This is a genomic window from Massilia sp. UYP32 (assembly GCF_050434365.1).
GTDB classification, from domain to species: Bacteria; Pseudomonadota; Gammaproteobacteria; order Burkholderiales; family Burkholderiaceae_D; genus Telluria; species Telluria timonae.
Genome location: NZ_JBNDIK010000026.1, coordinates 46,219 through 60,309 on the forward strand (window position 1 = coordinate 46,219; position 14,091 = coordinate 60,309).

Annotated in this window: 11 protein-coding genes; 7 read left to right on the forward strand and 4 right to left on the reverse strand. The window is 64.6% G+C overall.

Annotation, left to right across the window (positions count from 1 at the left end):
• Positions 1–4: 4 nt before the first annotated feature.
• The 3 genes from ABIB42_RS20000 to lptM all read right to left on the reverse strand — a co-directional run bounded on the left by ABIB42_RS20000 (position 5) and on the right by lptM (position 3,846).
• Complete coding sequence (locus tag ABIB42_RS20000; RefSeq protein WP_429248877.1) at positions 5–2,017, reverse strand: acyltransferase family protein; 2,013 nt, start codon at positions 2,015–2,017, stop codon at positions 5–7.
• 342 nt (positions 2,018–2,359) lie between these two features.
• Positions 2,360–3,643, reverse strand: a complete 1,284-nt coding sequence (lysA, locus tag ABIB42_RS20005) for a diaminopimelate decarboxylase (RefSeq protein WP_219862213.1) — start codon at positions 3,641–3,643, stop codon at positions 2,360–2,362.
• A complete protein-coding gene (gene lptM / locus ABIB42_RS20010; protein WP_429248878.1) occupies positions 3,643–3,846 on the reverse strand; it encodes an LPS translocon maturation chaperone LptM in 204 nt (67 codons plus the stop codon). The genes lysA and lptM overlap by 1 nt, the downstream gene beginning before the upstream one ends.
• Before the next feature lie 29 nt (positions 3,847–3,875).
• Between lptM and cyaY the strand changes: the two genes are divergently transcribed.
• On the forward strand, positions 3,876–4,205 hold the full coding sequence (gene cyaY / locus ABIB42_RS20015; RefSeq protein ID WP_005663375.1) for an iron donor protein CyaY: 330 nt from the start codon (positions 3,876–3,878) through the stop codon (positions 4,203–4,205).
• 63 nt (positions 4,206–4,268) lie between these two features.
• Here cyaY and ABIB42_RS20020 read toward each other — a convergent pair whose 3' ends face one another.
• The gene (locus tag ABIB42_RS20020; protein WP_040774896.1) at positions 4,269–6,602 is read right to left on the reverse strand and encodes a penicillin-binding protein 1A; all 2,334 of its coding nucleotides are present in this window, start codon (positions 6,600–6,602) and stop codon (positions 4,269–4,271) included.
• 363 nt (positions 6,603–6,965) lie between these two features.
• On the opposite strand from ABIB42_RS20020, the gene ABIB42_RS20025 reads away from it, so the two are divergent.
• From ABIB42_RS20025 to ABIB42_RS20050, 6 genes are read left to right on the forward strand one after another with little or no spacing between them, the layout of a single operon-like run.
• A complete protein-coding gene (locus tag ABIB42_RS20025) occupies positions 6,966–7,988 on the forward strand; it encodes a pilus assembly protein PilM (protein WP_221434663.1) in 1,023 nt (340 codons plus the stop codon).
• Positions 7,988–8,620, forward strand: a complete 633-nt coding sequence (locus tag ABIB42_RS20030; protein ID WP_429248879.1) for a PilN domain-containing protein — start codon at positions 7,988–7,990, stop codon at positions 8,618–8,620. Before ABIB42_RS20025 ends, ABIB42_RS20030 begins: the two co-directional genes overlap by 1 nt.
• Entirely contained in the window at positions 8,617–9,327 is a 711-nt protein-coding gene (locus tag ABIB42_RS20035; protein WP_429248880.1) for a type 4a pilus biogenesis protein PilO, read from the forward strand. The genes ABIB42_RS20030 and ABIB42_RS20035 overlap by 4 nt, the downstream gene beginning before the upstream one ends.
• 11 nt (positions 9,328–9,338) lie before the next feature.
• A complete protein-coding gene (locus tag ABIB42_RS20040; protein WP_429248881.1) occupies positions 9,339–9,860 on the forward strand; it encodes a pilus assembly protein PilP in 522 nt (173 codons plus the stop codon).
• A 12-nt stretch (positions 9,861–9,872) separates the two neighbouring features.
• Complete coding sequence (gene pilQ / locus ABIB42_RS20045; RefSeq protein ID WP_429248882.1) at positions 9,873–12,071, forward strand: type IV pilus secretin PilQ; 2,199 nt, start codon at positions 9,873–9,875, stop codon at positions 12,069–12,071.
• A gap of 30 nt (positions 12,072–12,101) precedes the next feature.
• The gene (locus ABIB42_RS20050; RefSeq protein ID WP_184237953.1) at positions 12,102–13,988 is read left to right on the forward strand and encodes an Ig-like domain-containing protein; all 1,887 of its coding nucleotides are present in this window, start codon (positions 12,102–12,104) and stop codon (positions 13,986–13,988) included.
• The last annotated feature ends 103 nt before the right edge of the window (positions 13,989–14,091 follow it).

The following is a 14,091-nucleotide window of genomic DNA, read 5'->3' on the forward strand; positions in this document are numbered from 1 at the left end:
CGTCCTACAGACTGCGCGGCGGCAATGAGGCGTCGATCGTTTTGCTGCGTTTGGCAGTCTGACTGGAGAGTTCTGCGCTCCGCTGTATGGCGCGCCGGAGCTGCAGTTGTGTTTCGGCGAGACCAAACAATGCGATGGATCCTTCATAGGATAGATGCCCTTCGTCGCGGTACAGGGTGACGCCGTCGATACGAGTACGGCAAAACCGGTCGTCGCACAAGATGGCATCGAATCGCACGATTGGCAGCTTCATTTCTTTTTCCGCCCGATCAAGCAATGCCAGTACGTTATGCCCGTGTTGCAGATACTGTTCGCGCTTGATCCTGCATTGTTCGTCGACGCCACCAATCCACTGTCCTCGATCGCGCCGTTCCAGGCAGCGGCCTATATCGAAACCTGACGAGGGAGGTGGTGCAACCAGAATGACATCACGCCCCAATGCACGGATCGCGCTGACGGTCCGCGCCAGGCCGGCATGGCCCCTTGGCAGCGTGCCGGTAACTCGCGCTGGTTCGTCCCCCAACGCAACCCGCTCGATCACGGTCGTGTTTCTCGTATATTGCGTCAACGGGCTGGAAAGAATTACGGTACGAAGCTCCGGGTTTTTCTTCAGATAAGAAAGAACCGTGTCATTGAATTCGATGCACTTTTTCGCCCATTGCTCGCTATTGAACTCGACCGATGCCAGTCCAATCAAAGGACCGCAACGACCCATCGTCGCCTGCACGATGTGTTTCGGATAGATGGATTCGTGTGACAAGCCCGGAACGAGATGCATGGCAAACGAATCTCCCCACACAAGTACCGTTGGTGTTTCTGAATTCTGGCACGATTCGCTGGGAAGAAAATGCGTTGCACTTGCACATGCTGGCGCGAATCCCGTATTGGCGCGCCGGGCAAAGGCATAGTCTTTTTCAGGTTTTTTTGTAATGACAGCCTGCGCTACGCCCAAGGCCATCAATGTCACGCAAGTGGCTGCCACGGCGGGACGATAGTAACCATGCAGATTCCCATGCCTGAAAGGCTCTTCGATATGACGGTGCAGTATCCACGCAAGCAAGAACGATAATATGATCAGCGCAGCGCGGATAAGGTACTGGGTGAGCGTGTTTTCATTGCCAAGTACGATGTTGTTATAGAAGGCAAAAATCGGCCAGTGAACCAGATAAAGGGAATAAGAAATATCGCCAACCTTATGCAGTGTTTCGACGACCACGCCACGTTGCAACAAGGGATGATTCGCCAGTATCACGGCAAGTGTACCCAGGCAGATCAATAATGCCTGCGGACCAGGGTGAAACGAATAGAATGTCAGGATGAGACAGGCCAGGAGCCCGAGTGCGGAAAGAATCGCCAGCTTTCCAGCAAGGATCCTGATCCACCGAATCTCGATCAAAAACACACCCAGCGAACCGATGAGCAGTTCCCATGCCCTGGTCGGCAGCAGGAAAAACGTCGACGCCTCGCCTCGATGGACGTAGCACAGGACCATGCTGGCGAGCGTCAGCAGGGTCAGGACGGGGAGCCAGGCTTTTCTGGGGAAAAACAGGAAGATCGCTGGAAGGATGAAGTAATACTGCTCTTCAACTGCCAATGACCAGACATGCAGGAGCGGTTTTAACTCGGCCGCGCCGGAAAAATATCCGGATTGGCTGGTCAGCACGAAGTTGGCCGAGAAGGTCAGCGCTCCGAATAACTGATGCCAGAAATCCGCGAGTTCCTGAGCACCAAGCAGAAATGGCGCTGCCAGCGATGTGAATAGGAAGGTGACAAAAGCTGCGGGCAGCAGCCGTTTCGCGCGTCGAGCCAGGAACGACTTGTAGCTGAAACTGTCATCCTCGACTGCCTTTTTGATCAGGCTCGTGATCAAGAATCCCGACAGGACGAAAAAAATGTCCACGCCAAGATACCCGCCATTGATTGCGCCTATTTTTGCGTGGTAGAAGACCACTGCAAGCACGGCGAGTCCTCGCAATGCCTGGATATCGGCGCGAACTTTGGTGACTGATTGAACCATACAAATGTCGAGAAGTTATAAAATATTGCAAAAAAGAATTATACTCATGTTAATGAGTAGTGCAATATATTTAACTTCCCGCCATATTACTTAAACCATTTGTGCCTTAAATACGTCACAAGGTGATATCGGATTGAAGCGAATTCACGTTTTCATCGCGTTATCGACAGCGATGAAACGTCCGATGAAGCGGAATGAAGGGCGCCCTTGTAGAGTTGCTGGCCTGGGCGTTTGGATCGATGTCGCCGTCGTCCGGCGCTGCCGAATGGCGGCTGGCAGAGAGGCGTGGGACGCCACCGGGAGTCCGGTGGCGCGATGAAGGAATCCCTGTACGGGTTGCCGCTATGCCTGATTCATCATCGTTTCGAGCGCGAACACCTCGGCTGGTGTCTCGCGCCGGCGCACCAGGTGGGTGGCGTCGCCATCGACGATCACCTCGGCCGCGCGGCCGCGGGTGTTGTAGTTCGACGCCATCGTCATGCCATAGGCGCCGGCCGTCATGATGGCCAGCAGGTCGCCCGGCTCGAGCGCCAGCTCGCGCTCGCGCGCCAGCCAGTCGCCCGACTCGCACACCGGGCCGACGATGTCCCACACCAGTTTTTCGCCGTCGCGCGGGGTCACCGGCTGCACGCCCATCCAGGCCTGGTACAGGGTCGGACGCATCAGGTCGTTCATCGCGGCGTCGACGATGCAGAAGTTCTTCTCGGCGCCGGGTTTCAGGAATTCGGTCTTCGTCAGCAGCACGCCGGCGTTGGCCACGATCGAGCGGCCCGGCTCGAAGATCACCTTGATCGGCTGGCCGCCGTGTTTCTCGGCACGCCAGGCGTCGATGCGCTTGAACAGGCGGCCCAGGTAGTCGCCCACCGGCACCGGCGGCTTGTCGCCGGCCACGCCGTAGTCGACGCCGATGCCGCCGCCGATGTCCAGGTGGTGCAGGTGGGTGCCCTCGGCGTGCAGGGTGTCGATCAGCTCGATCAGCTTATCGAGGGCTTCGAGCAGCGGGGCGTCGTCCAGCAGCTGCGAGCCGATATGGCAGTCGATGCCGACCACGTCCAGGTGCGGCAGGCTGGCGGCGGTGCGGTAGGTGTCCAGCGCATCGTCGAAGGCCACGCCGAACTTGTTGGCCTTCAGGCCGGTCGCAATATACGGGTGGGTCTTGGCGTCGACGTTCGGGTTCACGCGCAGCGAGACCGGGGCGCGCATGCCGAGCTTGCCGGCGACCTCGTTCAGGCGGTGCAGTTCGGGGATCGATTCGACGTTGAAGCACAGGATGCCTTTTTCCAGCGCAAGCTGCATTTCCTCGACGGTCTTGCCGACGCCCGAGAAGATGGTCTTGCCCGGGTCGCCGCCGGCCGCGATCACGCGCAGCAGTTCGCCGCCCGAGACGATGTCGAAGCCCGCGCCCTGGCGCGCCAGCAGGTCGAGCACGGCCAGGTTCGAATTGGCCTTCATCGCGTAGCAGACCAGGGCGTCGCGGCCCTGGCAGGCGTCGTGGTAGGCGCTGAAGTTCTCGAGCAGGGCGGCTTTGGAGTAGACGTAGGTCGGCGTGCCGAATTGTTCCGCGATGGCGGACAGCGAAACGTTTTCGGCGTGCAGGACGCCGTCTTGGTGCGAAAAATAGGACATCAGCGGTGCGGGGCAGGGGGGGAGGCGTTGTTCGAAGGGACGGGCTGCGGTGGTTGGTCGACCGGTGCCGCGGGCGGCGCCGACGTCGGCCTTGCCGGCGGCGTCGGCATGTACAGGTCGCCGGTCTGGCCGCAGCCCGACAGGGCGGCAAGCAAAACAGCGGCCGGGAGAAGCGCAAGAGAGGACTTCACGATTAGAATCACGGTTTGATTAGCAGATTTTGGAGTGTAGCATGACCGAAACCGAATTTTTGGACCTTGCCGACCTGACCCTCAAGCAGATCGAGGACGCCTTCGATCGCCTGAACGACGAGGACGTGATCGACGTCGAATGCAAGCGCAGCGGCAACGTGCTGGAGATCGAGTTCATCGACAACGGTTCCAAGATCATCGTCAACAGCCAGGCGCCGTTGCAGGAGATGTGGGTGGCGGCGCGCTCGGGCGGCTACCACTACAAGCGCGTGGGCGACGAATGGCGCAATACCCGCGACGACAGCGAGTTCTTCGCGTCGCTGTCGAAATATGCGGGCGAGCAGGGCGGGGCGCAGGTGTCGCTGGTCTGAAGTACCGGCCATCGACGACAAAGGCGGCCATTGGCCGCCTTTGTCATTTCTGCACCGTGCCGATCAGAACAACTCGTTCCTCACCGCATCACGCTCCTTCTGCTGTTCCGGCGCCGGCGGCGGGCCGACGTCCAGCGTCTCGACCCCGCTGCCCGGCGGCGTCTCGGCATAGTAGTAATCCGAACCGTACTGCACCAGCCCGGCCGGCACCTCGCGCTCGACGTTCGGCTCGCCCTTGAGCGCCTTCTGCATGTAGCCGATCCAGATCGGCAGCGCCAGGCCGCCGCCGGTCTCGCGCGCGCCCAGGTTGCGCGGCTTGTCGTAGCCCATCCAGGCGATGGCCACCACCTTCGGCTGGTAGCCGGCGAACCAGGCGTCGATCGAGTCGTTGGTGGTGCCGGTCTTGCCCGCCAGGTCGGTGCGCTTGAGCGCCATCGCCTTGGCCGCGGTGCCGTGGCGCACCACGTCCTTGAGCATGCTGTCCATCAGGAAGGCGTTGCGGGCGTCGATCACGCGATTGGCTTCAATGCCCGAACGCGCCGGACGCGCTTCGGACAGCACCTTGCCGTCGCTGTCGGTGACCTTCGAGATCAGGTAAGGGCTGATGCGGTAGCCGCCGTTGGCGAACACCGCATAGGCGCCGGCCATCTGCAGCGGCGTGGTCGCGCCGGCGCCGAGCGCCAGCGTCAGGTAGGCTGGATTGCGTTCCGGCTCGAAGCCGAAGCGGCTCGCGAATTCCTGGCCGTAGCGGGCGCCGATCTTGTTCAGCACGCGGATCGAGACCATGTTCTTCGACTGCATCAGGCCGCGCCGCATGGTCATCGGACCTTCGTACTTGTTGTCGTAGTTCTTCGGTTCCCACGCCTGGCCGCCGGTCTGGCCGGCGTCGAAGCTGATCGGGGCGTCGTTGACGATCGTCGCCGGCGACAGGCCGCGCTCGAGCGAAGCCGAATAGATGAAGGGCTTGAACGAGGAACCCGGCTGGCGCCAGGCCTGCGTCACGTGGTTGAACTTGTTGCGGTTGAAATCGAAGCCGCCGACCAGGGCGCGGATCGAACCGTCCTCGGTATTGGCCGCCACGAACGCCGATTCGACTTCGGGCATCTGGGTGATCAGCCACTTCGACTCGTCGTCCTGCATCACGCGGATCACCGCGCCGCGGCGCACGCGGCGGTTCGGGGCCGCCTTGTCGGACAGCCAGGCGCGCGCGAAGGCCAGGCCCGGGCCCGAGATCGTGATCGTGTCGCCCGAGGCGATGGTCGCCTGGACCTGGGTGGAACTGGCCTGCAAGACGACGGCGGCGATGATGTTGTCGCTGTCCGGATGCTCGGCCAGCTCGGCCTCGATCGCTTCGTCGGCGTCAAGCTTGGCGCCCGGGATCTCGATGAACGATTCCGGGCCGCGGTAGGGGCGGCGGCGCTCGTAGTCCATCACGCCGCGGCGCAGGGCCAGGTAGGCGGCGTCCTGGTCGGCCTTGGTGATGGTGGTGAACACGTTCAGGCCGCGGGTATAGGTGTCTTCCTTGAACTGTTCGTAGACCAGCTGGCGCGCCATCTCGGCCACGTATTCGGCGTGCACACCGAAGGCGGTGCTGTCCGACTTGATCTTGAGCGGCTCTTGTTTCGCCTGGTTGTATTGCGCCTCGCTGATGTAGCCGAGCGAGTGCATGCGCTGCAGGATGTATTGCTGGCGGGTCTTGGCGCGGGTCGGGTTGACGACTGGATTGTAGGCCGACGGCGCCTTCGGCAGGCCGGCCAGCATGGCCGCTTCGGCCACGGTGATGTCGCGCAAGTCCTTGCCAAAATAGATCTGGGCCGCCGACTGGAAGCCGAAGGCGCGCTGGCCCAGGTAGATCTGGTTCATGTACAGCTCGAGGATCTGGTCCTTGGAGAGGTTCTTCTCGATCTTCCAGGCCAGCAGGGCCTCGTAGGCCTTGCGCTTGAAGGTCTGCTCGGAGGACAGGAAGAAGTTGCGCGCGACCTGCTGGGTGATGGTCGAGGCGCCCTGGCGCGAGCCGCTGGTGGCGTTGTGGAATGCGGCGCGCAGGATGCCCCAGTAGTCGATGCCGCTGTGCTCGTAGAAGCGGTCGTCCTCGATCGACAGCACGGCCTTCTTCATGACGTCCGGGATGTCCTTGAAGTGGACCAGGGTGCGGCGCTCCTCGCCGAATTCGCCGATCAGGACGTTATCGGCTGTAAAGATGCGCAGCGGCATCTTGGGCCGGTAGTCGGTGATGGTGTCCAGCGCCGGCAGGTTCGGGTAGGCCATCGCAAGGGCGAACACGACCACCAGCACGCCGATGGCGCCCAGGCCGAACAGGCCGGCGACCGCCATCAGGACCAGGCGTTTGGGGCTGAACTTCGCGGAGGAAGAGGAGGCTGCTTGTTTCTCTTTCATGCTGACTTTCGCTTTGTTGATCCGCCTCATTATAAGGCAGCGGTTTGGTGCCCGATACTCGACGGAGCTTAACGGAACTCAAGGGCAATATTGGCCTGGCAATGAAAACGCCGGAGTGTGGCGCGCACGCCCCGGAAAGGAGTGTTCCAGTGCAGAAATTTCTTGTCCGTAGTCATCCTTTGTTGCTACGATCCGATGCGGTGCTGCACGTAAGTGCCGGATTTTTATAAGAAAGTTATAAGAAGTAAATAGCTGTTTTATTTACGACAACATGTAATTCCGGGCCTTTCAAGCTCATTCTGCAGCCACAGGAGTGTATTGGTGATCAATCTGGGGTCCTTGTTTGGACAATCGAGTCCGCCGATGGTCGGGCTCGATATCAGCACGTCCGGCGTCCGCCTGGTCGAGCTGGCCGATGCAGGCAAGGGTATCGTGCGCCTGGAGCGCTACGCCACCGAGGCGCTGCCGCGCGGCGCCGTGATGGACGGCAATATCGAAAACATGGACCAGGTCGCCGACGCGGTGCGCCGGGTCTGGAAGAAGAGCGGCACCCGCGCCCGCCACGTGGCGCTCGGCATGCCGCCCGCCGCCGTGATCACCAAGAAGATCATCCTGCCGGCCGGTCTGTCGGAAGACCAGTTGGAAGTGCAGGTCGAGTCCGAGGCCAGTCAGTATATCCCGTTCGCGCTCGATGAGGTCAGCCTCGACTTCGACGTGATCGGCGCGGCCCCGAATTCGCTGGACGACATGGAAGTGATGCTGGCCGCCGCGCGCCGCGAAAAGGTCGAGGACCGGGTCGCGATCGCGGAAGCCGCCGGCCTTACCGCCACCGTGATGGACATCGAATCGTACGCCGCGCGCGGCGCGCTCGAACACGCCGCCCTGCCGCGGCAGGACCAGATCGTGGCCCTGTTCCAGATCGGCGCCCACGCCACCCACGTGTCGGTGCTGCTGAACGGCGAAGCGGTCTACGAGCGCGAGCAGCCGTTCGGCGGCAATGCGCTGACCCAGGACATCGTGCGCAGCTACGGCATGGCGTTCGAAGAAGCCGAGACGCGCAAGAAGGCGGGCGACCTGCCCGAGAACTACCGCGCCGACATCCTGGCGCCGTTCCTGGAAAGCGCGGCGCTGGAAATCACGCGCGCCATCCAGTTCTTCTACACCTCGACCCCGTATACCCGGATTGACCAGCTGTACCTGGCCGGCGGCTGCGCGCTGCTGCCCGGGATCCTCGACGTCGTGGCCGGCCGCACCCGCCTGCCGACGCTGCTCGCGGCGCCCTTCGAGGGCATGCAGCTCGGCCCCGGCGTGCGCGAACACCAGCTGCGCCAGGACGCCCCGGCCTACCTGGTCGCCTGCGGCCTGGCGCTGCGGAGGTTCGGCTGATGATCCGGATTAACCTGCTGCCCCACCGCGAAGCCAGGCGCAAGCAGAAGCAGGCCGCCTTCGTCGCCCTGATGGCCCTGGGCGGCGTGCTGGGCGCCATCGTGGTGATGCTGGTCGGCGCCTATAACGCCAGCCAGATCTCGGTCCAGAACCAGCGCAACGAGGTCCTGAAAAAAGCCAGCGCGGAGCTGGACAAGAAGATCGGCGAGATCACCAACCTGAAGGAAGAAATCGCCGCGCTGCAGGCGCGCCAGCAGGCGGTCGAGGACTTGCAGGGCGACCGCAACCAGCCGGTCCACCTGCTCGACGAGCTGGTGCGCCAGACGCCGGAAGGCGTGCACCTGAAATCGGTCAAGCAGAGCGGCCAGCGCGTGATCCTGACCGGCAACGCCCAGTCGCAGGAGCGGGTGGCCGAGCTGCTGCGCAACCTGTCGAGCGGCTCGCCGTGGCTGCAGAACCCGGACCTGACCGAGGTCCGCGCCGTCAGCCTGGCCCAGGGCAAGGCCAGCCGCAAGGTGGTCGAGTTCACGCTCGGCGTGTCGATCAAGCGCGCGCGCCTGAGCGACGAGGGCGACGAGGCCGCGCACGGCGACAAGCCGGCCGGGGGCAAGCGCGTGGCGGAGAAGTCATGAACATCGACATCAAAGAACTCGGCGCCCGGCTGGCGGCGCAGTTCCAGGACCTGCAGGGCCGTCCGCCCGGCCAGTGGCCGCTGGCGCCGCGCCTGCTGTGCGCCGCCGGCGTGATGGCGGCGGTCGTCGGCCCGGGCTACTACTTCTACTGGAGCGACCAGTTCGCGGCCCAGGAACGCGGCGCGCGCGACGAGCAGAAGCTGCGCGAGGAGTACAAGACCAAGATGGCGCAGGCGATCAACCTGGAAGCGCTCAAGGCGCAGAAGGCGCAGGTCGACCAATACGTGGTGCGCCTGGAGAAGCAGTTGCCGAGCAAGTCCGAAATGTATTCGCTGCTGTCCGACATCAACCAGTCGGGCGTCGGCCGCGGCCTGCAGTTCGAGCTGTTCAAGCCGGGCCAGGAAGTGGTGCGCGACTACTACGCCGAGCTGCCGATCGATATCAAGGTGAGCGGCCGCTACCACGACATGGGCGCGTTCGCCGCCGACATGGCCAACCTGCCGCGCATCGTCACGCTGAACAACCTGACCCTGCTGGCCGGCAAGGACGGCAGCCTGGGACTGCAGGCGGTGGCCAAGACCTTCCGCTACCTCGACCAGGAAGAGCTGGCGGCCCAGCGCGCCGCGCGCGCGGCCGAGAAGAAGAAGGGCAAAGGCAAGGGCAAGACGAGCGCCAAGGCCAAGGCCAAGACCGGGGGCAAGAAATGATGCGCGCACGAGTGACAGCTCTGTTGCTGATGAGCAGCCTGCTGGCCGCCTGCGGCGACGGCGGCGTGGGCGAGACCCGGGCCTGGATGAAACAGGTGGAAAAGCAGACCGTGCCGAAGGTCAAGCCGCTGCCGGAGCCGAAGACCTTCGAGCCCTATGGCTACGATCCGCGCGCGGCGCTCGACCCCTTCGATCCGACCAAGCTGCTGGGCGAGATGGCGCGCATGGCGCAGGCCGGCGGCAATGCCAACCAGCCCGATCTCGAGCGGCCGAAGGAATTGCTGGAGACTTTCCCGCTCGACACGATGCGGATGGTGGGCACGATCCAGAAGGGCGGCGTGAACTACGCGCTGCTGCAGGTCGAGCGTTCGCTGTACCGGGTGCGCAGCGGCCAGCGGATTGGACAGAACTACGGGCGCATCACGCGTGTGAGCGAGGGCGCCGTCGAGATCAGGGAATCGGTACAGGACGCCACTGGCGACTGGGTGGAGCGGATGGCCCACATCGAGCTGCAGAGCCGCGCAGCCAAATAAGGAGAGCAGTAGATGACCTTCAACGTCAAGATTCGCTTCGCCCCGCCGGCCTGGCTGGCGCGCGCCGCGGCCGCACTCATGCTCATGATGTGCGCCGGCGCCGCCCTGGCCCAGGGCAATGCGATCGAGTCGATCACGGCCAACCAGCAGGGCAGCAACGTGGTCATCAACGTGACCATGCGCGAGGTCCCGGCGCGTGCGCCGATCGGCTTCGCGATCACCAACCCGTCCCGCATTGCGCTCGATTTCGGCGCCACCGCCAACGCCACCGGCAAGACGGCGCACGAGCTGAACCTGGGCGACGTGCGCAGCCTGAACGTGGTGCAGGCCGGCGAGCGCACCCGCCTGGTGCTGAACCTGGCGCGCGCCCTGAACTACGCCACCACGATCGACGGCAAGTCGGTGATCGTGACCGTGGAAGGCTCGGGCGGCGTGGCGCGCGCGCTCGACGCCAGCGGCATGCCGGCCGCTGCGGCGGCGCGGGCGTCGCTTCCCGCGACGCGCCCTCAATTGCGCGACCTCGACTTTCGCCGCGGCGCCAATGGCGCCGGCCGGGTCGTGGTCGACCTGCCCGCCAACCAGGTGGCGGTCGACGTGCGCCAGACCGCCGGCGGCGTGACCGTCGACTTCCTCAATGCGCGCCTGCCGGAGGCGCTGCGCCGGCGCCTGGACGTGACCGATTTCGGCACGCCGGTCACCCGCGTCTCGACCCTGGCCCAGGGCGACAATGTGCGCATGACGGTGGAGGCGCAAGGCGACTGGGAACAGTCGGTATTCCAGAGCGACACCCAGCTCGTGGTCGAGGTGCGCAAGGTGGAGAGCGACCCGAATCGCAGCAGCCCGGGCTCGCGCGACAACCCGCAGGGTTATCGCGGCGAGAAGCTGTCGTTCGATTTCCAGGACGTCGAGGTGCGCGCCGCGCTGCAGGCGGTGGCCGACATCTCGGGCCTGAACATCATCGCCAGCGACTCGGTCACCGGTTCGCTGACCCTGCGCCTGAAGGACGTGCCGTGGGACCAGGCGCTGGACGTGATCCTGACCGCCAAGGGCCTGGACCAGCGCAAGAACGGCAACGTGGTGTGGATCGCGCCGAAGGAAGAACTGCTGACCAAGGAAAAGCTCGAGCTCGAGCAGCGCGCCCAGATCGCCGAACTCGAGCCGCTGCGCTCCGAGATCTTCCAGCTCAATTACCAGAAGGCGGAATCGTTCCGCAACGTGTTCGGCCTGGACGCCGGCGGCGCCACCGCGAGCAGCGATGCGGGCGGGCGCAACCGCGTGCTGTCGCGGCGCGGCAGCGCGATCATCGATCCGCGCACCAACCAGCTGTTCGTGACCGACATCGCGTCCAGGATCGAGGACATCCGCAAGCTGATCCAGAAGACCGACATCGCCTCGAAGCAGGTGCTGATCGAGGCGCGCCTGGTCGAGGCCAACGACGGCTTCTCGCGCAACCTCGGCGCCAAGCTCGGCTTCAACGACCTGCGCACCCAGCGCGGCGGCGACTCCGGCTGGCAGATCAGCGGCAACGAGCGCGTCGCCATCGGCGGCAACCTGGCCGGCGTGGGCCAGGTCACCGGCCAGACCCCGGCGACCACCAGCATCGACAACACCACCATGGTCAACCTGCCGGCGGCCGGCATCGGCGGCGTCCCGGCCTCGACGCTGGCGTTCTCGCTGTTCTCCTCGGCCGCCAACCGCTTCCTGAACCTGGAACTGTCGGCGCTGGAAGCCGACGGCAAGGGCAAGATCATCTCGAGCCCGCGCGTGGTCACCGAGGACAAGCAGGTCGCCGTGATCGAGCAGGGCGTCGAGCTGCCCTACGAGCAGGCGACCAGCAGCGGCGCCACCTCGATCTCGTTCAAGAAGGCCAACCTGCGCCTGGAAGTGACGCCGCAGATCACGCCGGACGGCAACGTGGTGCTGGAAGTGGACGTCAACAAGGATTCGAAGGGTGAAGAGACGCGCGCCGGCTTCGCGATCAACACCCAGCACGTCAAGACCAAGGTGATGGTCGAGAACGGCGGCACGGTGGTGCTGGGCGGGATCTACCAGCAGACCGAGCGCAACAACGTGACCAAGGTGCCGCTGCTGGGCGACGTTCCGCTGCTGGGCTACCTGTTCAAGACCAGCGGCGTCGAGCACAGCAAGACCGAGCTGCTGGTCTTCATCACCCCGAAGATCGTGAACGAGAACGTGGCGGGCACGCGCTGAACCGACCTTAACCCCCCAACCGATAATAATATGAAAAACCAGCACATCAAGTACGGCAGCCTGGCGCTGCTCCTGGCCGCGACCCTGTCCGCCTGCGGCGGCGGCGGCGGCAACCCGGGCACACCTAGCGGCAGCGGCGGCAGCGGCACCGGCAGCACGCCGGTCACGCCTGCCGCGCCGACCGTCGGCGTCAGCCTGGTCAATGCCACGGGCAGCGCCAGCACCGCGCTCTCCGGCGCCACCCCGCTGACGGTGCGCGCCCTGGTGCTCGACGCCAACAAGCAGCCGGTGCCGAATGCGCTGGTCACCTTCACCACCGCCGACGACCTGGCCGTGTTCGCGCCGGGCGCCGGCACCGCCCTGACCGACGCCAGCGGCACCGCCAGCATCACCATGCGCGTGGCCAGCCTGGCGGCCGGCGGCGCCGGCGCCGTCACGGCCAGCGTCACCGTGGCCGGCACCACCGTCACCAACACCGCCAACTACGCGGTCAACGCCACCGCGCTGACCTTCAGCGCGCTGCGCCTGGAGCCAGGCAGCATCAATGCCTACGACTCGAGCAAGATCGCGGTCGACCTGCTGGCCAACGGCGCCAGGTACACCGGCCAGGTCAACGTCAACTTCACCTCGGCCTGCGTCGCCGCCGGCAAGGCCACGCTGGCCGCCGTCGTCGCGACCAGCAACGGCACCGCGGAGACGGTCTACCGCGACCAGGGTTGCGGCAACAACGACACCATCACCGTGAGCGCCGACGGCGTCGCGACCCCGGCCACGGGTTCGCTCGTGATCGCCCAGCCGGGCGCCGCGTCGGTGCAGTTCGTCGAGGCGCTGCCGACCGACAAGTCGATCGTGATCCGCGGCCAGGGCGGCATCAACCGCACCGAGACCGCGACCCTGCGCTTCCGCGTGTTCGACCTGTTCAATCGTCCGCTGGCCAACAAGCAGGTCGATTTCATCGCCGAACCCGAGAACCTGGTCACCCTGAACAAGACGACCGACCGCACCGACCAGAACGGCGAGGTGATCACCACCGTCAATTCGGGCAACGTGCCGACCTCGTTCCGCGTGCACGCCGTGCTGCCGGGGACCACGCCCGTCATCTCGACCACCTCGGATTCGATCGTCGTGACCACCGGCCTGCCGACCCAGCGCGCGTTCTCGATCTCGACCACCAGCGGCAACGTGGACGGCTGGTCGTTCGACAGCGGCACCACGACCCCGGCCGCCACCGTCAACGTGCTGCTGGCCGACCAGTTCGGCAACCCGGTGGCGGATGGCACGCCGATCGTGTTCCAGACCAATATCGGCGCCATCGGCACCTCGAGCTCGGGCGGCTGCGTCACCGTCAACGGCGGCTGCTCGGTCCCGTTCCGCACCCAGGAGCCCCGCGTCGCGCTGCCGAACACCCCGGCCACGCCATGCAATACCGGCCCGAACGCGACCCCGGACAGCACCCGTCCGGGCGTGGCGACGATCTGCGCCAGCACCACCGACGGCAGCAATACCCAGTTCGTCAAGACGACGATCACGTTCAGCGACGAAACCCTGGCCCGTGCCTACGTCAACGGCGCCACGTCGCCGTCGACCGGCGACCTGGGCAGCGCCAGCGCCAACGACCCGAAAGTATTCGTGGTCCAGTTGACCGACCTGAACGGCAACCCGCTGCCGTCCGAGTCGACCGTGGCGGTCACCGGCCTGGTCAACGCCACCCTCGTCGACATCAGCCCGGCCCGCGTGCCGAGCATCTTCGCCGCCGCCGGAACCGGCGCGCAGGGTTCGTCGCACCGGATCACCCTGAGCGCCACCGGGACCAAGCCCTGCACCGCGGGCGCCCGGGCGACCTTCAACGTGAGCGTCACCACGCCGCGCGGCGACGTCAGTTCGCTGCCGTTCTCGCTGAACTTCACTTGTCCATAAAATTCGCGGATTGACAGGCGGCCAGTCTATACTGGCCGTCTTTTCATTAGAGCGGGTTTGGTAGTGCCACATCCCAAGAACGACAATATCTTCCTTGTTGGCC